This is a genomic window from Chryseobacterium sp. ERMR1:04, assembly GCF_001297705.1.
Classification (GTDB): domain Bacteria; phylum Bacteroidota; class Bacteroidia; order Flavobacteriales; family Weeksellaceae; genus Chryseobacterium.
On the sequence record NZ_LIRF01000004.1, the window covers coordinates 79,717 to 101,219 of the forward strand.

Sequence of the window (21,503 nt, forward strand, 5' to 3'; positions counted from 1 at the left end):
ATTTGCTTTCTATGGAAAATAATACACTTCACGAAAAAGTTTCTCAGGATATTTTACTTAAGGCCTATAACCATATGATGCTCGCAAAAGCAATGGCCGACATATATGAAGAAAACAGAAACATCTGTAAATACGTTCATAGTACGTCTAGAGGTCATGAAGCCATTCAGTTGGCAACAGCCTATCAATTAAAAAAAGAAGACTGGGTTTCTCCTTATTACAGAGACGAAAGTATCCTTCTTGGGATTGGTTTTGAGCCTTACCAATTGATGCTACAGTTATTGGCAAAAGCTGATGATCCTTTTTCAGGAGGTAGATCATATTATTCGCACCCTTCAAGCAGGGATGAAAATATGCCAAAGATCATTCATCAGAGCTCTGCAACGGGAATGCAAACCATCCCTACCACCGGAGTTGCTCAGGGAATTAAATATATTCAGGATTTCGAATTACAAACTTTCGAAAACAATCCTGTTGTAGTATGTAGCCTTGGAGACAATTCGGTAACTGAAGGTGAAGTAAGTGAAGCATTACAGTTTGCTGCTTTGCACCAACTTCCTATTATTTTCCTGGTTCAGGATAATGAATGGGGAATTTCTGTAACTAAAGAAGAAGCGAGAACATGTGATGCTTACGATTTCGTATCAGGATTTACAGGTTTAAGCAGAATGAGAGTTGACGGAACAGATTTCACTGAAAGTTTCGAAGTGATGGAAAAAGCTTTTGAATTTGTAAGAACAGAAAGAAAGCCTTTAGTTGTTTGTGCTAAAACCGTATTAATTGGTCACCATACTTCAGGAGTAAGAAGAGAATTCTACAGAGATGAAGAAGATTTAACAAAACATAGAGCAAAAGATCCGGGAGAGATCCTCAGAAATCAATTACTGGAATCTGGTGTAGATGAAGAATTATTAAAACAAATTACAAAAAAGGCAAGATTAGAAGCGGAAGAAGCTTTCCAAAGAGCTCAAAAAGCAGAAGATCCAAAGCCTGAAACGGTAATGCAACATATTTTTGCTCCAACCCCAATTACAGAGGAAGTTGGAACTCGTGAACCTGCAGGTGGTGAAAAAATCGTAATGGTGGATGCGGCCATTCATGCTATTCAGGAAATTATGTGGAAGCATCCTGAAGCATTGTTGTATGGACAGGATGTGGGCGAGAGAATCGGTGGAGTTTTCCGTGAAACGGTAACATTAGGTAAGAAATTCGGAAGCAAAAGAGTTTTCAATACTGCCATTCAGGAGGCTTATATCATCGGTTCAACAACAGGAATGAGTGCCGTTGGTTTAAAACCGATTGTTGAGGTTCAGTTTGCAGATTACATTTACCCTGGAATCAATCAGTTAATTACTGAAATTTCAAAATCAAACTATTTAAGCAACGGAAAATTTCCGGTAAGCAATATTATCAGAGTTCCTATCGGAGCTTACGGAGGAGGCGGACCTTACCACAGTGGAAGCGTTGAAAGCATTCTCGCGAACATTAAAGGAATAAAAATCGCTTATCCAAGTAATGCAGCCGACTTTAAAGGTTTATTAAAAGCAGCTTATTATGATCCGAATCCGGTTGTAATGCTTGAACATAAAGGATTATACTGGAGTAAAGTTCCAGGAACTGAAGATGCCAAAACAATAGAACCTGCAGAAGATTATATTTTACCTTTTGGAAAAGGAAAAATCATCATCGAAGCTGATAAAAATGAAATTGAAAAAGGCAGAACTTTATTGGTTGTAACTTACGGAATGGGAGTTTACTGGGCTAAAGAAGCTTCGAAAAGTTTTAATGGAAAAATTGAAGTGATCGATCTAAGAACAATCATTCCGTTAGATGAAGAATTGGTTTTTGAAAGAGTGAAAGCTCATGGAAAATGTATCGTTTTAACAGAAGAACAACTCAACAATTCATTCGCTGAAGCCTTTGCTCATCGTATTTCTAAAAACTGCTTCAAATATCTGGATGCTCCTGTAGAAACAATGGGATCTTTAGATACCCCAGCCGTTCCGATCAACTTGATATTGGAAAAAGAAATGCTTCCTAATGCGGAGAAATTAGCCGCAAAAATTGAAGAAATGTTACAATACTAAACATACCAACAGAACCTCTAAATTTATTAGAGGTTTTTTTATGCATTTTTTCTATTTATCAAAAAACTTATCATACATTTAAGTATCTGATTTAAGAAAACATTTACAACCAAACACATTTCAGCAATGGCAACTATTTATCCCGCAAATCGGCATCTGCAGCCATAGCATCCAATTATTCTTGGTATCTATTTTGTTAACCCCATTCCCTCACTTTTAAACTTCACACTGATGATTACTACCAAATACGTCAATTACAAACAGGTTCTCAACTTATCCGGTCATCATTTGATCTGGGTTTCAATCTGGTGTACACTGATTGCTGCCCTATTCTATTTCTTTAATTGGCATTGGATGACTATTCCTTGGGTTCCCGTTGCGTTGATTGGTACTGCAGAAGCGTTCTTGGTAGGTTTTAAAAACAATCAGGCCTATGACAGACTTTGGGAAGCCCGAAAAATATGGGGTGGAATTGTAAACTCAAGTCGATCATTTGCATCAATGGTTTATGCTTTTGATCTAAAAAATGAAGAAATAGGAACTTTTGATCTTGCTGACCGAAGAAAAAGAATTATATACCGTCATATCGCATGGCTGTATGCTTTCCGTGAGCAACTTTTGGTTCCTGCAGAATGGGAACACATCAGCAATGAAGATGAAAGCTTTAAAAATATCGACCTTAAACGTCACAGATTAATAAAAGCAGGTTTTCCGGATTATGGAAGAACGCCTATTTTCTTACATAAATATCTTTCAGAAGAAGAGTTTGAATTACAATCTGATTATAAAAATTTTGCGACTTATTTAATATCGAAACAGGCAAAAGAAATCAATGATTTAAAAAATGATAACGTAATCTCAGAATTTAATCAAAAGCAGCTACAAGATTGTTTAAATGATTTTTACAATTATCAGGGACAGGCAGAAAGAATTAAAAAATTCCCATCACCAAGACAGTTTGCCAGTACAGCATTTGTCTTTAATATTCTTTTTATTCTATTGCTTCCATTAGGTTTGGTCAACGAATTCGCCAAATTGGGTGACTGGGGAATCTGGACCTCTATTCCTTTCTGTATCATTATCGGATGGGTTTACATTATTATGGAATTGGTAGGTGACTATTCTGAAAACCCTTTTGGAGGCTTGATGTTCGACGTTCCGATGCTCTCCATTTGCAGAGCCATTGAGATTGATCTTTTACAAATGGGAGGAGAAACAGATTTACCTGAATCTATTTCTTCTAAAAACGGAGTTTTAGTTTAAAAATTACAAAACAATTGCCGTTGTATTTTTCACCTCAGAGATCATAAATGAACTGTGGGTACTTGCGATATGTTGTAAAGTCGTGAGTTTAGACAACATAAAATTACGATAGTCTGCCATATCCTTAACCCCAATTTTAAGAATATAATCATAATCTCCGCTTACATGAAAACACTCGGTCACTTCTTGTAAACTCATTATTTCTCTTTCAAACTGAAGCACATATTCTTTTTTATGCTGAGTCAGTTTTACATGACACAGAACTATAAAATCTTTATCAACCTTATGCCTGTCGAGAATGGCTACATATTTTGAAATTACACCTGTATTTTCAAGCTTTTTAATTCGCTCATAAACAGCAGTTATCGACAATCCAAGTTTATAAGACAACTCTTTGGTGGTTTGTTTAGAGTCCTGTTGCAAAAAAAGAAGCAGTTTCTTATCAATTTCATCAAACGCCATAGATAATTTTTTGGTTACAATTTACAATACTCAAATATAAAAAACTTTTTTTCGGCATAAATAACAATATGCAGTTTTATATTCTAATATTTCAAAAATATATTGTAATAATTGTTGAATTAATTCAAATTTAACCAAACGAAAAAACAAAAGTATCATGAATGACTTTAATGCAGCCAATGAAATACAGGATTTACAATATTTCGGTGAATTTGGCGGAGTAAACCCATCAATTTCTGATAGTTCTACTTATACTTTTCTTTCTGCAAAAACAATGTTTGATACATTTGAAGGAAATGCAGACGGATGTTATTTATATTCAAGGCATTCATCGCCCATGAATTTATATCTTTCCCAAGCATTAGCAAAACTGGAAAATACAGAGACCGCCAACGTTACCGCATCAGGAATGGGAGCCATCACCTCTGTTTTAATGCAGATTTGTAAAAGTGGTGATCATATTATTTCCAGCCGAACAATTTACGGTGGTACCTATGCTTTCCTGAAAAACTTTCTTCCTCCTTATCATATTGAAACCTCATTTTTAGATATTAATGATTTTGAAGCCATTGAAGCTTCTATACAACCCAATACAAAAGTTATTTATTGTGAAAGCGTAAGCAATCCGCTTCTTGAAGTTGCTGATCTTAAAAGACTTTCTGAGATCTGTAAAAAACACCACTTAAAACTGATTGTTGACAACACCTTCTCTCCTCTTTCAATCTCACCTGCTTTATTAGGCGCTGATATTGTAATTCACAGTTTAACCAAATTCATCAATGGAAGCAGTGATACCGTGGGCGGAGTCTATTGCGGAACACAAGAGTTTATTAATGACACCAAAAATGTAAATTCAGGGGCTTGCATGTTACTTGGACCTACCATGGATAGTTTCAGATCTGCAAGTATTCTCAAGAATTTAAGAACGTTACATATCAGAATCAAACAACACAGTCATAACGCAATGTATCTGGCTGAAAGATTTGAAAAAGACGGATTAAGAGTAGTTTATCCCGGTCTGAAATCTCATAGAAATCATGAATTAATGAAAAGCATGATGCATGAAGAATACGGATTCGGCGGATTACTGACTTTAGATGCAGGAACTACAGACAAAGCCAATGAATTGATGGAAATGATGCAGCAGGAAAACTTAGGCTATCTGGCAGTAAGTTTAGGCTTCTATAAAACATTATTCTCATGCTCAGGAAGCTCAACTTCTTCTGAAATTCCGGAAGAGGAACGCGCTGAAATGGGAATATCCGATGGACTGATCAGATTCTCAATAGGATTAGATCACGACATCAAACGAACGTACGAAAAGATGAAGGAATGCATATATAAAGTAGGCATTCTTAACCATGAGACCATCTCTATATTCTAATTATTGTTATAAAAGCTGTTGAATTTCAACAGCTTTTATTATTTTGATTCTTCTTCTATCGTAAATCATTTTTGGAGTGAATGTTTTTCTTTTTTAACGCAATGTTCGCAACGTTTATTTTAAAATGATTCCGTATATTTTTTGTTGGCAATGGCTATTCACTCAGCTAAGATCTTAAAGCGAATCTGTCATTCTGAACAAAGCAAAGCGCAGTGAAGAATCTATTTTCATCTCATATTTTATCCATAACATTTGTCATCCTGTAAGGATCTCAACAACGCAATTTTAAAACGATGTATAGATTCTTTCAGAATGACAAACTGACCGTTGAGATGATGACGGAAATGTAAAAAGGCGACAAATACCTAACTCAGATGTTCTAGGTTATTTTTTTAAGTTAGAGCAAACCTAACAGGTTTTTGAAACCTGTTAGGTTTAGATTTGACATATAATCAAGGACAAAATTTATAGTGAAGATGATAATCTAATAAGAACGACCACAACCCTAGCCCAGATTGAAGAGAAAATCCTTTTTTGAAAAAAAGATTGTAACGGAAAGCTGGAAATAGCTTCAAAAAATAAGAATAAAACGATAATTCAACAAAGCCAAATAGCTCCCGAACAAATTACTTCTTATGAAAATGCTTAGGGAAAGCATCTTCCGGTTTCATTCTCAAAATATTTAATAAAACCCAAGATTTTAAAAATCCATATCCGTAGGAAAACATCTGAATGTAGGTTGAAATAACCGCCATTCCGGCAATACTGATATTTTTAGTCACTATTAAAGCATGGAAAAGCACCATCACTGTATATAATCCATAAAATGCCAGAATAATTCCTCTTCCAAGTAAAAAATATTCAATGAACCCCAAAATATAACCCAACATAAATAAAGTGGGAAAGGCAAACGAAATTTTCACATAGTTCGGATGTCTTTGATTAAGAATCGGTCTGGCACAGCCAAACTGATACACTTGCTTTGAAAATTTACCAAAATCTACTCTACGCTTGTGATATACAGCAATCGTATCAAAAAAAGCAGTGGTAAATCCATTCTCCCAAAGGGTCATCGACAAGTCTGGATCTTCACCGATTCGCATTTCAGAAAATCCACCTACTTTTTCAAAAACTTCTTTCTTTACCCCCATGTTGAAACTTCGTGGCTGAAATTTTGAAACCGCTTTTTTATTTCCTCTAATTCCACCCGTCGTAAAAACAGAGGTCATGGAATATGAGATGGCTTTCTGCATTAAATTAAAGCCTTTATGCGCTTTATCTGCTCCACCAAAAGCGTCACATGGAATTTCTACAATATCCTTTTTAATATTCTCAATATAATCTTTCTCTACAATCACATCGCTATCTACAAAAACAAGCCATTCATTTTCTGCTCTTTTTGCGCCATAATTTCTTGATAAACCAGGTCCGGAATTATCTTTTCGGAAATACTTAAGATCCAATATTTCTTCAAAGTTTTTAATGGTTGGCTTAAGATCCATAAAAGAACCATCATCCACGATAATGATCTCAAAATCTTTATCTGTTTGTTGAGTAAGAGAATTTAATAACTCAAAAAGTTCATCTTTTCGGTTAAAAATAGCAACGACGATGGAAATTGTAGGTTTCAAATTGAAAATTTTTCAAAATTAATTATTCATGAAGGAACTCGCAAACTCTTTACCCGACATTATGATTTAATTATAAAAATATCTTGGCTAATCATTCTTTCAAAAATGACATTTTAAACAAAACTATTTGGCATTGTAAACAAATTCATCCACGATTTTACGCTCTAATTTTGTCTCAACAAACTAAAACATTTAAAAATGAAACCTACAACAGTACAACAACCTATCAATTCGGGCTTTGATGCAGAATCAACTGCGCAGGAAGTTATTAAAGGAATTGATTTTTCAGGAAAAATTGCAATCGTAACCGGAGGTTATGCAGGAATTGGCTTAGAAACTACAAGAATATTGGTTTCTGCAGGAGCAAAAGTAATCATTCCCGTAAGAGACCTCGAAAAAGCAGAGAAAAACCTAGCAGGAATTTCTAATATTGAATTAGAAAAATTAGATCTGATGAATCCGGAATCTATTGAAAATTTTGCCGAAAAATTTCTTACCTCAGGCAGACCGCTTGATTTATTGATCAATAATGCAGGTATCATGTGGGTTCCACTACAAAGAGACAGCAGAGGAATTGAATCTCAACTGGCAGTTAATTATTTAGGTCAATTTCACCTTACTTTCAAATTATGGCCTGCTCTTAAAAAGGCAGACGGAGCAAGAGTAATTAATGTTTCATCTTTTGGCCATCAGATGTCGCCTTTTAATTTTGAAGATCCTAATTTTGAGAAAAGAGAATATCAAACCCTTTTGGGGTACGGACAATCAAAAACCGCGTGTAATCTTTTTGCTGTGGAATTAGACAAAAGAGCAAAAGAATTTAATGTACGAGCCTATTCTCTACATCCAGGTTCTGTGTACGGAACCGATCTTGGAAGAGATGAACCAATTGATCTGTACATCCAAATGGGAACTCATGATGAAACGGGAACAATAAAACCTGAAGTTGAAGCCAAATTAAAAACAGTTCCTCAAGGTGCAGCCACTACAATCTGGTGTGCAACCAGCCCTTTGCTTGAAAATTTGGGTGGAGTTTATTGTGAAAATTGCGATATTGCAGAAATTGATTTAGGTCAAATTGAGCACAGATATGACAATCCATCAACTATACGAGGCGTTCAACCCTATTCCATAAACAAAGAAAATGCTGAGCGTTTATGGAAATTGAGCGAAGAAATGCTGGGAATACAATTTGATGTAGAATAATCTGTCTTAAATAAATAATTTTGTCATTAGAAATTAACCACAATGGATTTCCATATACAATATATCACACCAGACATTAAGCTTTCCTCGTATGAGGACAAGCTTTTTAAAACAGAAACCGTTTTTGAATTTCACATGCTGGTGTGGTTTATTTCCGGTGAAACTAAAATCATTCAGGCTGACCAGGTTTATGTTTTTAAAGCTGGTGATATTTTTCTTATTCCAAGAAATACATTGGCAACTATCATCAATTATCCAAAAGCCGGACTTCCACACAAAGCCGTAGTCATGCATCTTACGACTGAACGATTAAAAGAGTTCTACTCTACCATCCATTTCCCTCAAAACCTTAACAAGGAAGATTCTAAAATTTTCAGTTTTGATAAGCATCCTTTACTTGAAAGCTGCCTGGCTTCCTTAATTCCTTATTTTGATGTAAAAGAAAACTTCCCTGAAAATATAGCCTCATTAAAGATCACGGAAGCGATCAGTATTTTAAGAATTATTGATAAAAATACAGATTCATTATTAGCTAATTTTGAAGAACCCGGAAAGATTAATCTAACCAACTTCATGGAAAAGAATTATATGTTTAATATGTCATTGGAAAGGTTTGGTTATCTCACAGGAAGAAGTCTCTCAACCTTTAATCGGGATTTCAGAAAGATATTTAAAGCAACACCTCAGCGCTGGCTTACCCACAAACGTCTGGAACTGGCCTATTATCATTTAACCGAAAAGAATAAAAAACCATCAGACGTTTTTCTGGAAGTAGGGTTTGAGGATTTATCACATTTTTCTTATGCTTTTAAAAAGCAATTTGGATGTGCACCGTCTGCTTTGAAATAAATTAATTCATTAAAACAGTCCTGCCCTAAAATACAAACATAAAACAGAAGCCGTCCCCAATACAATCATAGAAGTACAGAAGAACAACATTGAAAAGAAACTTTTGAAGTAGAAAAACTCTACAATATAGAGCGCAAAGCAGCAAATAAATGCAATGACAAAGCCAATCAAAATGGCAATACATACAGTTTGAAAGAAGCTGTCAACCAATAAAGGATCTTTAAAAACGATAAATAGCAGAACACAACTTATCAATACAAAACTAGTACTCACCCATTCCACAAAATATTTGGACTCTTTGCGTTTTGATGATTTTGTAGATTCATTATAATTAAGGCTTTCAGTTTTAGATGAACCGCTACCCAAAAGATCTAAAGCTTCAAACACAAGCCCTACCGCATCAAGAATATTCCAAGACATACATTCGTTTTACATTTTAAACAAAAATAGAATTTTCAAAACTAAAACCTTTCAGCTGTGGAAGGTTTTATCGTAAAATAATGTTTACTTATTCTCAAGTTTATCAACCTTTTTGGTTCCCTCGCACATTTCGTATTGTAAAAATCTGATTTCTAGTTTTTCGTTGAAAAGTTTGATCTTTCTTAATCAATAAATACCAATTGTATTGACCAATTCTTAGTTCAAAGAAATCAGGCAACCGATTATAATAGGATAATACACTGCAAAAATACTATGCAATTCCCTTTAAAATTTTATCACAATTAACGTAATTACAATTAATAATATACCTAACAATACTGCATTTATACTTAATATAATAAGTAATCTACTGCTACTCATGTACGAAGTATCTGTGTAGTAATTAATAATTCGATTATCCAGAATACATTTGCGCTTCGAAATTGAAACGAATAAAAAGTGCCGGTACTTTTTGAGATTCTAAACACACAAGGAAACAAAAATTTTAACAACAAACCTAAGAAAATGAAAAAAAATTACCTAAGTATATTCGCACTGATAACTTCACCCCTCCTGTATTCTCAAGTTGGAATTAACACTGCAAACCCAAAAACGACCCTAGATATTACAGCTAAAAGCGCGACAGGCACAAGCTCATCAGCAGAAGGCATCCTTATTCCAAGAGTTGACCGAGAGCGTGCCCAATCTATGACCAATATAGAAACCTCCACTCTTATCTATGTAAACAGTATTGCTACAGGTACACAAACCGGGTTAACCGTCAATGTAGATGATGTAGGCTATTATTACTACAATGGTACGAACTGGGCAAAACTAAACCCATCAACTGCAACCGTCCCAGATAATAATATTTACAACTCAGATGGCACACTTACTACAAACAGAATTGTCACCCAAGGAGCTCATACATTAGCCTTCACAGGAACTGCAGTAAATGCTTTTTCTGTAGACGGAAACACTTTCTCTGTAAGTGCAGCCGATGACAAAGTGGGTATAGGAACTGCATCACCTTCCAATAAACTTCATGTAGTAGCTTCTACAGCATCAGCTGGTAAATTTAATTTATTTGATGCTCCTGAGGGGACTCTGGATAATGTCATTACAGGATTTAGAAATACCTCATCATTAGCTACCGGAAATCGTTCTTTGATAGGATTTGCCAACAATGGTCCCACCGCAGGAGGTGCCAACTGGGGAATAGGATCTATCCGCTCCGGAGCTACCCTTACCAATGGAAATGAAGAAGACTTTTTTGTTGGAAATTCTACCGGCGGAAATTATGTAGAACGCATCAGGATTAAGCCGGATGGCAGTGTTGGAATAGGAACATCAACTCCTACGAACAAACTCCATATTACAGGAACCAATCCCGTACGTATGGAAGGAATAACGATGGGTAATAGCGCAACAGATGATATTATGGTTTTGGATAATACCGGAATCATAAAAAAGATAGGTTCTCTAGGTTCGTTATCTATACCAACACCCACCATTTTTAGATTAGAAACACTTCAAACTAATTTTCTTTCAAGTGCAGGGGCTGGCGTAAGCCAGACAATTCCTATGACGCTGATAAAAAATGCTATTCCAGGCTTATCTTATAATCAGGCTACAAGTACCATTACCTTTCCTGCAGGAACTTATCAAATTACCTTTGTATATGAGGCTACTCATGATGCAGCGAATTGTAACATCAGCTCATATTTCATAGATTTCCCCCTTAATTCAACCAGTACAAGAATCCACAATACTGCTTCGCATGCTATTGGAGGAAGCTCCAACCATGGAGGAACCATAACCTATGCAACAACAATTCCTGCTAATAAAACCTGGCAAATTTATTTAGGCAGAGGCCAATCCGGAAACTGCTCTGGTCCCGGGATGGAATTAAGAAATTTATCTACTCAGCTATTAATATTCAGGTTAGGAAATTAATTTTTTCAATCATCTATCTAGAACAAAAAATAAAACCTTCCAGTTGTGGAAGGTTTTATTGTAATATTGTTTACTTATTCTCAAGTTTATGGATCTTTTTGGTTCCCTCGTACATTTCGTACTGTAAGAATCTGGTTTCCAGTTTTCCGTTGAAAAGTTTGATCTTTCTTGAAGGACGAAGACCAATTTTTTTCACTGCTTCTAAATCCGAAGAAATCAACCAAGCCAATGTATTAGGATAATGCGTTTTGAAGGTATCCCCTATTTTCTTGTAGAAATCATCATCATTAATAGAAATTCGCTCATCATAAGGTGGATTAAACACCATCAATAATGGGAAAAGTTCTTTTTTAGTATCAAAGAAATCCTGTCTTTTCACTTCAATGATATCTTCCATTTCTGCAGCTTCAATATTGGTTATTGCAGCGCTAAGCATTCTTCCATCGATATCGTAACCTACAATTTTACCTGTAAATTCTTTAATTCTACCGATTCTAACTTCTTTAATTCTTGCAAATAATTCAGAATCATAATTTTGCCAGTTCTGGAAAGCAAATCTTTTTCTAAAGATCTGCGCAGGAAGATCTAGTGCGATCATTGCTGCTTCTATTAAAAGGGTTCCCGAACCACACATTGGGTCAAGGAAGTTTCCTTTTCCGTCCCAACCTGCTAGCTGCAACATTCCGCTTGCCAATACTTCATTGATCGGAGCTTCACCCTGCTCTTTTCTGTACCCTCTTTTGAATAAAGCATCTCCCGAAGAATCCAAAGAAATGGTCACCAATTCTCTGTCGATATGAAGGTGAAACTTAATTTCCGGACTTTTTGCTTCTACATTCGGACGCTTTTTTACTTTCTCCTGAAAATAATCAACAATAGCGTCTTTCATTTTCAAGGTTACAAACTGTGAATGTTTAAAAGTATCAGAATTCACCGTTGAGTCAATCGCAAAAGACTGATCTACATCCATGAACTGCTCCCAATCTACTTTAAACAATTTATCGTAGAACTGATGCTGATTAAAAGCTTTGAATTCCAAAATAGGAACTAAAATTTTTAAAGCCGTTCTCGAAGAATAATTAATTTTATAAAGGAAACCCAAATCTCCTTCACAATTTACTGCACGATTTTTAATTTCGACATTACGCCCACCTAATTTTTTGATCTCTTCCGCCAAGATCGGCTCCAGACCGAAGAATGTCTTGATCTGAATCTTTAGATTTTCTATATCCATAATTTTATCATTAAAAGATTTAATGATTTAAAAACGAAAAGATTAAGCCTTCAATTTTACTATTTATTGAAATTTTCAATCCTTCAATATTTAAATACATTTCTTTTAAGACCACAAATTTAGTTATTTTTGCATTATGGAATGGTTTGAATCTTGGTTTGATACACCTTATTATCATTTGCTTTACAGTAATAGAGATTATACTGAGGCAGAAAACTTTATAACAAAGCTTACTGCGGAGCTTCAGTTACCCCCTTCTTCGAAGATCATTGATCTCGCTTGTGGAAAGGGAAGACACTCGGTTTTCCTTAATAAATTAGGCTATGATGTGTTGGGTCTTGACCTCTCCAGACAGAGTATAGAATTTGATAAACAATTTGAAAATCAAACTTTACTTTTTGATGTTCACGATATGAGAAATCCTATCGATGCAGATCCTATGGACGCCGTTTTCAATTTATTTACAAGTTTTGGATATTTTGATAATGAAAAAGATGATAAAAATGTATTCCAATCGGTTTATAATGTTTTAAAACCTGGAGGATATTTTGTGTTGGATTATCTGAATGAAGAATATGTAAGAAAAAACATCGTTCCTGAATCGATCATTACCCGTGGCGATATTGATTTTAAGATCTGTAAAAAAATCGAAGGAAGACATATTGTTAAAGATATTCAGTTTGAAGCAGACGGAAAACCGTTTCATTTCTTCGAAAAAGTAAAACTTCACACCCTAGACGCTATTAATTCTTACGCAACGGAATGCGGTTTTGAAAGAGTTAAGATCTGGGGAGATTATCAATTGAACGATTTTAACAAAGAAGGATCTACTCGTTGCATCAATTTATTTAAGAAAAAAGCATGATAACCGTTATTTTACTGATTTTAAGTGTAATTGCAGGGGTTTTTCTTGGAAAGCATTTTGGCAAAAAAGAAAAATTAGCAAAAAATTTATTGGTTTTAAGCGCAGGTTTCCTGATTACGATTTGTTTAAATGAAGTTTTCCCTCAAGTATACGCTGTTGAAGGAAGTAGTAATTTGGGAATATTTGTTATTGCAGGAGTCCTTTTACAAATGATACTGGAAGCTTTAACGAAAGGTTTTGAACACGGACACGTTCATCATCACAGTGAGCATAATATTCTTCCTGTGGCGTTAATGGTCGGGCTTTTCGTTCATGCATTTATTGAAGGAATTCCTTTAGCCAATGAAGAGCATTCACTTTCTCCTTATCTGTTGGGAATTTTATTTCACAACCTTCCGATCTCATTTATTTTGGGAGCATTTTTATTTAACAGGAAAGAAGGATCTAAAAGCTCATCTTATCCGTCCATGCTTATTGTAGCCTTGTTTGCTTTAGCATCTCCTTTCGGAATGTTATTAGGAAATTATTTTAATCCGGATCTGCAGCCTTATTTCTTGGCAATCGTAGGGGGAATTTTCCTACATATCTCTTCCGTGATTATTTTTGAAAGCAACAAAAACCACAATATTGATTGGGTAAAAATAGGACTCGTTATTTTAGGGGTTTCTTTAGCCTTAATTATGCATCTTTTCCATAATCATGAGCATGTGGGGCATCATCATTAAAAATGATCTTTTTTAATTAATTATAAAAAGAGCAACATATAGTAATCGAAATATCAATAGCCATTTTCACCAAATGGCTATTTTTTATTTATTTCATCCTATAATTTTCAGTTCTCCTTTCTGAATGCTCTCAATATTTTTCTAATTATTTTTCATTAAAAAAAACATTCACCCTAAAAAAGAAATAAGTTAAAATTCAATTTAATTATTTATTAAAAAGCATTTATTTTACCGTTATATTTAATAATTAACAAATATTAAATCTTAAAAAATATTTATAATTCAAATATTTAACACAATTTAAGATAAAAACAATAAATATTTATCATTTTTTGTACATTAGCAATCACAAATAGCAGATGTATGAAAAACAAATTCGAAAAATTAAAGAAAGCAGGAGTGTGCTTTTTTTTAATGTCCGGCTTTATATCGGCACAAACCGGAAAAAACAAAGATACGTTAAGAGAAAAAGAAATTGAAGATGTAGTTATTATCGGTTATAAAGCTCAAAAAAAATCAAGTCTTACCGCAGCAGTTTCCACAATTTCCGATAAAAAGCTAAAAGATGAAAGCACTTCCGACGTCTCAAGTATGCTACAAGGGAAAGCGGCAGGAGCTCAAATTAGCCTAGAGGGTGGCTCTCCAGGATCTACAGCTACCGTAAAAATAAGAGGAACTTCTACAATCAATGGCCCTACTCAGGCTTTATGGGTAGTAGACGGTGCAATCATGGAAGGAACTCCCAATTTAGATCCCAATCAAATTGAAAGTATTAATATATTGAAAGACGCCACCTCAACCGCATTATATGGATCAAGAGGTGCAAATGGTATCGTTCAGGTATTCACAAAATCTGGATATTCCGGAAAAGGAACGTTGAACATTTCATTAAATAATTCCTTTAATACTTTTAATAACGGTCGTTTCAAACTCATGGATGGAACCCAGTTCTATGATTACTTCACCTCCTTAAAAAACGCACCTACTGTACCAAAAGAACTTCGAAATGATGGTTACAACTGGCTTAAAAATGGCACACAAACAGGCGTTGTACAAAATTACACCATAGACTTCAGAGGGGGTTCTGAAAATTCTAAAACCTATATTTCAGGGAATTACTATAACGAAAGCGGAACCGTAAAAAGTAAAGATTTCAACCGATTTTCATTCAGAATCAACCATGAACAAAAAATAAAATCGTGGTTAACTATTAAACCTAAAGTGAGTTTATCCTATACCGCAATAAAAGACCAACAAGGAGATCTTTCCAGCATGTATATCAACTTACCGTGGGACAACCCAAGAGATCCCGAGGGCAATTTAATCAACCCGAATACTTACGCCGGAAAGTGGTATGGAAGAGATCAAAATAACTACTTATACGATTTACAATGGAATTATGGCAAAAGTAATCAGTTAGACTTAATAGGAAATTTAGATGCAGAAATCAAATTAACCGATTATTTAAAATTTGTCACCACCAATAATGTTACTTATAAAAACTACGACAAGATGAAATATACTGATCCAAGGTCAGTAGCTGGAACAAGCATTAAAGGGGGATTAACAGAAACATACGAAAAAGATATTAGCAAATTCTTCAATCAAATGCTGAGGTTTGATAAAGACTTTGGTATTCATAGCGTAAACGCTCTGGCAGCCTATGAATACACAGACCGGTTTTATAAAAAAACCATAGCAGGTGTATATGGCGTAGTTCCCGGAACAGATATTTTTGATACGGGCGCCACATCAGGAGAAAAACCAGTAGGAAAAAAAATGAAAGAGCCTACAATGCCCTTTTATTCAATGCAGAATATATTTATGATAAAAAATACTTTGTACAGGGATCTTTGCGCAGCGAATCTTCTTCAGCATTTGGTAAAGACAAAAGAAACGGGCTCTTTTATTCTTACAGCGCAGGATGGAATATTCATAAAGAAAAATTTTTCAATGTAAAAGCAATCAATGAATGGAAATTAAGAGGCAGCAGAGGCTTGGTAGGAAATACTCCAAAACCAGAATACGGATGGCAGGATTTATACGCTTTAACACAAGTATATGACGGACAAATCGGGGGAACATGGTACCAATTAGGAAATCCGGATCTGACATGGGAATCTATTTATCAAAATAATATTGGTACCGATATCAAAGCATTTAATAACAGATTGACCTTAAATGTTGACTACTTTAGCAACAAGACTAAAAACCTATTAGCCTTGGTTAAATTATCTTCATTAACAGGAGTCGACAAACAATATCTAAACATTGGAGACGTACAGAACAAAGGTTGGGAATTTAATTTCAATTACACGGTTATCAAATCTGAAAATATATCCTGGGATCTAGGATTTAATATCAGTACCTATAAAAACGTAGTTCTTTCTACCAGAAACAACAGCATTCAACAATTAGAAAATAAACAGGCAGCAATACCAGGTTATGATGTTACCTCATTCTACATGAGAAAATGGATGGGCGTAAATCCTGATAACGGCCAAGGACAGTGGGAAGTTTTGAATGCTGATGGAAGCAAAAGCTTAACCTCAAAATACAACGAAGCCACAGTACAAGTCGTTGGCAATACCACCCCTGATTATTACGGATCTTTTAATACCAATCTTAATATAAAAAACTTTTACTTCAACGCTAGTGTATATTTCTCACAAGGAGGATACATATACAATTATTATAGAGAACTGTTTGATTCTGATGGCGCTTACCCTTATTACAACCAAATGGTCATGCAAAACGGTTGGAAAAGATGGGAAAAACCTGGAGATATAGCGACACATCCGGCAGGAGCCTACAACAATAATGATCTAGCCAACAAACCATCCTCTAGATACCTAGAAGATGCCAGCTATATTAAATTAAGATCCATAAGATTCGGATACAATTTCCCTACCTCTTTAACCGAAAAGATCAAAATTAAATCTGCAAGTATTTACATAATGGGTGAAAACCTATTCACAATTACCAAATTTTCAGGGGTTGATCCGGAAGTTGGACCTTCAGATGGCCAATCTACATATTCCGGCAACGCAGGAGCAATCTACCCAATTCCAAGAAGATTTTCTTTAGGCTTTAGTTTCTCTTTTTAAAATTTAAACATCATGAAAAAAATATTTATACCCTTCATAGCATTAGCATTAGTTTCATGCAACATAGACCGATCTCCATTTGACTCTAAGGAATCTCAGGAGATATTAACAGACCCGACAGGACTAAAAACCATCACCTTGGGAAATTATGCAATTCTGAAAGGCAATGCTAAAGGAGAAGGCTTTGCTAACAATACATATAGAGTTGGCGAGTACAGCGGAGACAACATCAATATTAGTGGGGTAACAACAGACCCGTTTTTCTTTTATTATAATTACCAAAGCATTAAAACGAATACAAAAACCAATGACATCTGGAATGACGGATATAAAACCATTATAGGCTGTAATAGAGCGATCTCTAAGTTTCCCGAAGGAAAAGATGCAGATACAGATCAATTGATTGGTGAAAATTATTTCCTAAGAGCCTATGTATACTTCTCTTTAGTGAATGTATTTGGCAGACCCTACAATCAGGGAACAGGTAATCTGGGAGTTCCCTTAAAAACCTCTGATGATGTAAATGAGTTACCTCCAAGAGCTACTGTAGGAGCAATTTATGATCAGGTTATTAATGACTTAAAAAAAGCAGAACAATTGATGACGCTTAATAAGAAAAATATTTACGCCTCAAAAGAAGCTGCTCAAGCACTGTTCTCCCGAGTATACCTGTACATGGAAAACAACGATAAGGCCATTGAATATGCTGATAAAGTAATCAATTCCGGAAAATATACGATGTTATCTAATGCTGAGCTTCCTTCTTATGCAACAAAAACACCAGAAAACAATACCGAAACTATTCTTGCATTTAAATACAATAAAGATGGCGATTACAGTGATGGTTGGGGCACCATAGGAAGCATGTATTCTAATATCCAAGGCGTAGGTTGGGGAGAAATGTTTGCCTCTTCTTCTTATTTAGATCTGATCAACAAAAATCCTCAGGACGCAAGGTTGAAATTTATTTCTCCGAAATACGACAGTCCATTAAGCCCCGCTGCGTATTGGGTACAAAAAGGCACCAATGCATCAGGGCAAGTTGCTTACGAATATAAATTTCAAAAAACATTTCAGCAAAGTGGAAACACTTATTTTACAATGAGTAATGTTAATTATCAAGTATACTCCGAAATTCAGCCTAATAAAACGAGTTACTATTTTACAAATTCAAACGGTGAAAAAACTTATGTTACGTTAGACAATGACATCGATAAAAGACAAGGATACCCTAAGTTCTTTGTTCTAAAATGTTCACTACAGGAAGGAGTTGCCCAATTATGGTCACCGGTTGTGGTAAGATTAGCGGAAATTTATTTGAACAGAGCTGAAGCTTATGCCAAAAAAGGAATCACAACTTCTGCATTAACCGATGTAAACACCATCAGAACAAGAGCAGGAATCCCAACATACGCTTCACTTCCTGCAGGACAAACAATTTTAGATATTGTTCTTCAGGAAAGAAGATTGGAACTAGCCTTTGAAGCGCACAGAAAATATGATATATTTAGAAATAAATTAAATCTGAACAGAGAATATCCAGGTTCTCATTTAAATGGAAACAATCCGTTTTACACCATACCTTACACCCACAACAGAATCATAGAATACATTCCGGAGCAACAGATTCAAATTCAACCCAATTTGATTCAAAACCCTGATTAATAAAAATAAAAAAGCTCCGAATCATTAGATTCGGAGCCTCAATTTAATCACTCATTACATACGCTGGAGGAAATTAAAATTTCCATCCAAATGTAAGGAAGAAGTTATTTCTAATATTCTTCACATCTGAAACAATGAAAGAATCACTTGTTATGGTTCTATTCGCTGAATAATACGCAGAATTAGTAGAATCATCCAATACCCCAAACATAAAAGGATTGCTGTATTTAGATGTTATATTTTGATACGCTGCATCAATATAGAATGATTTGAAATCATATCCAATACCGAATGACAATGCATTTCTATTGTTAAGAATAAGGTTGTCATATGATCTTTCGTCCTGAGTACCTGCATCTGTAAATCTACCGATCGTTAATGCATCAAACGGACTTGAAGCGTAAGAATATCCACCTCTTAATCTCACTTGTTTTACTCTATACTCCGCTCCTACTCTTAGCTCTGATAAGTTCTTAGAATTATCTTTAAAGAAATTATTGATATCTACTTCTGTCTGAGTATAGACTTTATATTTAGGCTTTGTTAAACCCAATGTATAATCTACATCTATTGAGAAATTCTTAGTTGCTACAAACGCAGCACTCACCGTTGCCTTAAGAGGCGATCTAAATTTATTACTTTCAAATCCTACATCATCTCCATATTTAGGATCATTATAGAAATTGTAACTTTTATCTATATTCCAGAAAGTTGGCGTTTCTACAGATGCCCCTAATCTGAAATTAGGACCTAGTTTTCCTATTACCCCAAGGGAAGCTGAAAAACCATTAGATCTTTCATAATAAGGCGTTCCATTCTTACTGAAAAGTTCTGTTGAATTACTGTTAAGCGATCTAAAAGAAGCCGTATCCGACTGATCAAGTGATGCATTTAAGAAATTCAAACCTGCACCAATATAAAGACTGTGGTTATAATTGGCACCTACCCCAAAACTCGTTTTAGATAAGTTTCCGTATCTGTTATAAGCATGCCTGTCATATGATGATGAATTAGTACTATTAGGGAAATCATAAATGATATTGCTGTTCCCCGGGCTTTCAACATAGTTATCAAGTGACTGGTTAGAGAAATTCACCCCTACATTAATAAACTTCCATGCACTAGATGTCAGCAATTGAAAAGTCATCACCCCACCAACGTTTCCAATATCTCCTTTTGTATTGCTATAACTTGCAGAAGAACCTGCCAATGATGAAGTATTTTTATTCCCCATGATCGACAATGTCCCAGAAACCCCACCAGCAATGGCAACACCTAACCCTGCAGGGTTAGTTAATAAAGAATTGGCATCTCCTCCTAAAGCTCCATTAGCACCTCCCATCGCATTAAACTTAGAAGACCCAACCATTGGAGAGTTAGAATATACATCAATAGAATTTCTTATGATCGAAATATCCTGAGCCTGCGCAAAAAATGCAGCAGAAATACTCATTATTACTAAAGATTTTTTTAACATTATTTTTTTGAATAGTTATTACATTTTATATTTTATCTGCCGCCTCTGAAGCCGCCGCCTCCGCCGCCGCCAGAACCTCCTGATCTGAAGCCTCCGCCTCCACCAGAATTGAAACCTCCGCTAGATCTGTATCCTCCGTTATCGTTAGATCTAAATCCACCATCATTTCTGTATCTAGGTTGTGATTGTTGCTGATTGTAATTATAGTTTTGTCTTGGTTGAGAATTTCCGTTACGGAACCCACCAGACTGGCTGTTATCTCTAAATCCTCCAGACTGTCCATTTCTGAAACCTCCATTACTTCCTTGCTGTCTGAAACCTCCATTATTACCGTTTCCATTTCTGAAACCTCCGTTGTTACCATTTCCGTTTCTGAAGCCTCCTGTATTATTTCTTATAGCAGATCCGTTATTATCTCTGAAACCTCCTCTACCAGTATCTCTACTAGGAGCGAAACCATTACTCATTCTGTTAAAGCTAGTTCCATTGCTACCGCTTCTTCTGTATAAAGGTCTGTTGTAATAGCCATTACCCCAGTATCCACCGCCATACCATCCACCGTATCCGTAGTATCCACCACCACCCAGAAAGGATCGTAGAAGCCTCCATATCCAAAGCCCCAAGGGTTATATCCCCAAGAACCTCCCCAGCCCCATCCAAATGAGCTACCCCATCCGAATGACATGCCAAGTCCCCAACCTCTGTTCCATCCCCAATATGGGTTATAGCCACCATACATATTCCAAGAATTGTCATAGTAGTTGGTTTGAGATCCTGCAAAGTTACCCCAATCAGAATCGGTTGCATTTGAACTCCAGTTGTTATCACTCCAAGAGTCATACTTATTATTTTGCTCCTGAGAATTCAACTGTGCATTTTGAACAATATTTGAATCCTGGTAATAGTCATAATATTCACCTACTCTATTACCGTTATCATTATTAATAATAACGCCTTCAGGTAGTGTATCTTTATTCGGGTCATAGTAAACCCCATCTGTCTCCGTGTATCCTCCCATCTGAGCACCACAAGACATAAGCAATAATCCACCTGACACCGCCAAAATCCCTTTAGATTTCAACATACCAAGCAAATTTTTATGTATATTTCTTTTCATGATAACGTAAAGATTTTTAATTTAAATTATATTTGCAATCGGTACCAAAAATGTA

18 protein-coding genes are annotated in these 21,503 nt (G+C 35.4%); 11 read left to right on the forward strand and 7 right to left on the reverse strand.

The features are described from left to right. The first annotated feature begins 11 nt into the window (after window positions 1-11). Window positions 12-2,087 carry a thiamine pyrophosphate-dependent enzyme gene (locus AMQ68_RS07830; protein ID WP_054510101.1) on the forward strand — a complete coding sequence of 692 codons (2,076 nt, stop codon included), beginning with the start codon at window positions 12-14 and terminating at the stop codon, window positions 2,085-2,087. Between the two features lie 231 nt (window positions 2,088-2,318). Then, complete coding sequence (locus tag AMQ68_RS07835; protein ID WP_054510102.1) at window positions 2,319-3,350, forward strand: bestrophin family protein; 1,032 nt, start codon at window positions 2,319-2,321, stop codon at window positions 3,348-3,350. A 3-nt stretch (window positions 3,351-3,353) separates the two neighbouring features. Here AMQ68_RS07835 and AMQ68_RS07840 read toward each other — a convergent pair whose 3' ends face one another. Further along, window positions 3,354-3,812, reverse strand: a complete 459-nt coding sequence (locus tag AMQ68_RS07840) for an Lrp/AsnC family transcriptional regulator (RefSeq protein WP_054510103.1) — start codon at window positions 3,810-3,812, stop codon at window positions 3,354-3,356. 157 nt (window positions 3,813-3,969) lie between these two features. On the opposite strand from AMQ68_RS07840, the gene AMQ68_RS07845 reads away from it, so the two are divergent. Further along, a complete protein-coding gene (locus tag AMQ68_RS07845; protein ID WP_054510104.1) occupies window positions 3,970-5,196 on the forward strand; it encodes an aminotransferase class I/II-fold pyridoxal phosphate-dependent enzyme in 1,227 nt (408 codons plus the stop codon). Window positions 5,197-5,822: 626 nt separating this feature from the next. On the opposite strand, the gene AMQ68_RS07850 is transcribed toward AMQ68_RS07845, so the two are convergent. Then, window positions 5,823-6,827, reverse strand: a complete 1,005-nt coding sequence (locus AMQ68_RS07850; protein ID WP_054510105.1) for a glycosyltransferase family 2 protein — start codon at window positions 6,825-6,827, stop codon at window positions 5,823-5,825. Window positions 6,828-7,025: 198 nt separating this feature from the next. Here AMQ68_RS07850 and AMQ68_RS07855 point away from each other — a divergent pair, with 198 nt between their 5' ends. Both AMQ68_RS07855 and AMQ68_RS07860 read left to right on the forward strand, forming a co-directional pair. Then, window positions 7,026-8,033, forward strand: a complete 1,008-nt coding sequence (locus AMQ68_RS07855) for an SDR family NAD(P)-dependent oxidoreductase (RefSeq protein ID WP_054510106.1) — start codon at window positions 7,026-7,028, stop codon at window positions 8,031-8,033. A 42-nt stretch (window positions 8,034-8,075) separates the two neighbouring features. Continuing rightward, entirely contained in the window at window positions 8,076-8,882 is an 807-nt protein-coding gene (locus AMQ68_RS07860) for an AraC family transcriptional regulator (RefSeq protein WP_054510107.1), read from the forward strand. A gap of 9 nt (window positions 8,883-8,891) precedes the next feature. Here AMQ68_RS07860 and AMQ68_RS07865 read toward each other — a convergent pair whose 3' ends face one another. After that, window positions 8,892-9,302, reverse strand: coding sequence for a hypothetical protein (locus tag AMQ68_RS07865; RefSeq protein WP_054510108.1), 411 nt, complete (start codon window positions 9,300-9,302; stop codon window positions 8,892-8,894). Window positions 9,303-9,827: 525 nt separating this feature from the next. Between AMQ68_RS07865 and AMQ68_RS07870 the strand changes: the two genes are divergently transcribed. After that, on the forward strand, window positions 9,828-11,258 hold the full coding sequence (locus AMQ68_RS07870) for a hypothetical protein (protein ID WP_123905647.1): 1,431 nt from the start codon (window positions 9,828-9,830) through the stop codon (window positions 11,256-11,258). A 70-nt stretch (window positions 11,259-11,328) separates the two neighbouring features. Here the strand turns inward: AMQ68_RS07870 and AMQ68_RS07875 are convergent, their stop codons facing one another. Next, window positions 11,329-12,492, reverse strand: coding sequence for a class I SAM-dependent RNA methyltransferase (locus AMQ68_RS07875; RefSeq protein ID WP_054510110.1), 1,164 nt, complete (start codon window positions 12,490-12,492; stop codon window positions 11,329-11,331). Window positions 12,493-12,628: 136 nt separating this feature from the next. Here AMQ68_RS07875 and AMQ68_RS07880 point away from each other — a divergent pair, with 136 nt between their 5' ends. The 5 genes from AMQ68_RS07880 (at window position 12,629) to AMQ68_RS07895 (ending at window position 18,854) form a co-directional block, all read left to right on the forward strand. Then, window positions 12,629-13,357, forward strand: coding sequence for a cyclopropane-fatty-acyl-phospholipid synthase family protein (locus AMQ68_RS07880; protein ID WP_054510111.1), 729 nt, complete (start codon window positions 12,629-12,631; stop codon window positions 13,355-13,357). Beyond that, complete coding sequence (locus AMQ68_RS07885) at window positions 13,357-14,082, forward strand: ZIP family metal transporter (RefSeq protein ID WP_054510564.1); 726 nt, start codon at window positions 13,357-13,359, stop codon at window positions 14,080-14,082. The genes AMQ68_RS07880 and AMQ68_RS07885 overlap by 1 nt, the downstream gene beginning before the upstream one ends. Window positions 14,083-14,445: 363 nt before the next feature. After that, a complete protein-coding gene (locus AMQ68_RS25915) occupies window positions 14,446-16,041 on the forward strand; it encodes a TonB-dependent receptor plug domain-containing protein (RefSeq protein ID WP_369678624.1) in 1,596 nt (531 codons plus the stop codon). Next, window positions 15,936-17,189, forward strand: a complete 1,254-nt coding sequence (locus AMQ68_RS25565; RefSeq protein WP_369678625.1) for a TonB-dependent receptor — start codon at window positions 15,936-15,938, stop codon at window positions 17,187-17,189. The genes AMQ68_RS25915 and AMQ68_RS25565 overlap by 106 nt, the downstream gene beginning before the upstream one ends. A 12-nt stretch (window positions 17,190-17,201) precedes the next feature. Continuing rightward, the gene (locus AMQ68_RS07895) at window positions 17,202-18,854 is read left to right on the forward strand and encodes a RagB/SusD family nutrient uptake outer membrane protein (RefSeq protein WP_054510112.1); all 1,653 of its coding nucleotides are present in this window, start codon (window positions 17,202-17,204) and stop codon (window positions 18,852-18,854) included. Between the two features lie 73 nt (window positions 18,855-18,927). On the opposite strand, the gene AMQ68_RS07900 is transcribed toward AMQ68_RS07895, so the two are convergent. Genes AMQ68_RS07900 through AMQ68_RS25575 form a run of 3 tightly spaced genes read right to left on the reverse strand, consistent with a single transcriptional unit; the run spans window position 18,928 to window position 21,448 of the window. After that, window positions 18,928-20,331 carry an OmpP1/FadL family transporter gene (locus AMQ68_RS07900; protein WP_054510113.1) on the reverse strand — a complete coding sequence of 468 codons (1,404 nt, stop codon included), beginning with the start codon at window positions 20,329-20,331 and terminating at the stop codon, window positions 18,928-18,930. A gap of 32 nt (window positions 20,332-20,363) precedes the next feature. Further along, window positions 20,364-20,798 (reverse strand): hypothetical protein, encoded by a 435-nt coding sequence (locus AMQ68_RS25570; protein ID WP_241775104.1) that lies wholly within the window; start codon window positions 20,796-20,798, stop codon window positions 20,364-20,366. Further along, on the reverse strand, window positions 20,795-21,448 hold the full coding sequence (locus tag AMQ68_RS25575; protein ID WP_241775105.1) for a hypothetical protein: 654 nt from the start codon (window positions 21,446-21,448) through the stop codon (window positions 20,795-20,797). The genes AMQ68_RS25570 and AMQ68_RS25575 overlap by 4 nt, the downstream gene beginning before the upstream one ends. Between the last annotated feature and the right edge of the window lie 55 nt (window positions 21,449-21,503).

What these genes read in the sequence shown, in the direction of transcription:
- AMQ68_RS07895 (WP_054510112.1), top strand. Translation starts at nt 17,202, where the DNA reads ATGAAAAAAATATTTATACCCTTCATAGCATTAGCATTAGTTTCATGC.
- AMQ68_RS25915 (WP_369678624.1), top strand. Translation starts at nt 14,446, where the DNA reads ATGAAAAACAAATTCGAAAAATTAAAGAAAGCAGGAGTGTGCTTTTTT.
- AMQ68_RS25575 (WP_241775105.1), bottom strand. Translation starts at nt 21,448, where the DNA reads ATGAAAAGAAATATACATAAAAATTTGCTTGGTATGTTGAAATCTAAA.
- AMQ68_RS07830 (WP_054510101.1), top strand. Translation starts at nt 12, where the DNA reads ATGGAAAATAATACACTTCACGAAAAAGTTTCTCAGGATATTTTACTT.
- AMQ68_RS07900 (WP_054510113.1), bottom strand. Translation starts at nt 20,331, where the DNA reads ATGTTAAAAAAATCTTTAGTAATAATGAGTATTTCTGCTGCATTTTTT.
- AMQ68_RS07865 (WP_054510108.1), bottom strand. Translation starts at nt 9,302, where the DNA reads ATGTCTTGGAATATTCTTGATGCGGTAGGGCTTGTGTTTGAAGCTTTA.
- AMQ68_RS07875 (WP_054510110.1), bottom strand. Translation starts at nt 12,492, where the DNA reads ATGGATATAGAAAATCTAAAGATTCAGATCAAGACATTCTTCGGTCTG.
- AMQ68_RS07835 (WP_054510102.1), top strand. Translation starts at nt 2,319, where the DNA reads ATGATTACTACCAAATACGTCAATTACAAACAGGTTCTCAACTTATCC.
- AMQ68_RS07870 (WP_123905647.1), top strand. Translation starts at nt 9,828, where the DNA reads ATGAAAAAAAATTACCTAAGTATATTCGCACTGATAACTTCACCCCTC.
- AMQ68_RS07860 (WP_054510107.1), top strand. Translation starts at nt 8,076, where the DNA reads ATGGATTTCCATATACAATATATCACACCAGACATTAAGCTTTCCTCG.
- AMQ68_RS25570 (WP_241775104.1), bottom strand. Translation starts at nt 20,798, where the DNA reads ATGAGTAATGGTTTCGCTCCTAGTAGAGATACTGGTAGAGGAGGTTTC.
- AMQ68_RS07880 (WP_054510111.1), top strand. Translation starts at nt 12,629, where the DNA reads ATGGAATGGTTTGAATCTTGGTTTGATACACCTTATTATCATTTGCTT.
- AMQ68_RS07845 (WP_054510104.1), top strand. Translation starts at nt 3,970, where the DNA reads ATGAATGACTTTAATGCAGCCAATGAAATACAGGATTTACAATATTTC.
- AMQ68_RS07855 (WP_054510106.1), top strand. Translation starts at nt 7,026, where the DNA reads ATGAAACCTACAACAGTACAACAACCTATCAATTCGGGCTTTGATGCA.
- AMQ68_RS07840 (WP_054510103.1), bottom strand. Translation starts at nt 3,812, where the DNA reads ATGGCGTTTGATGAAATTGATAAGAAACTGCTTCTTTTTTTGCAACAG.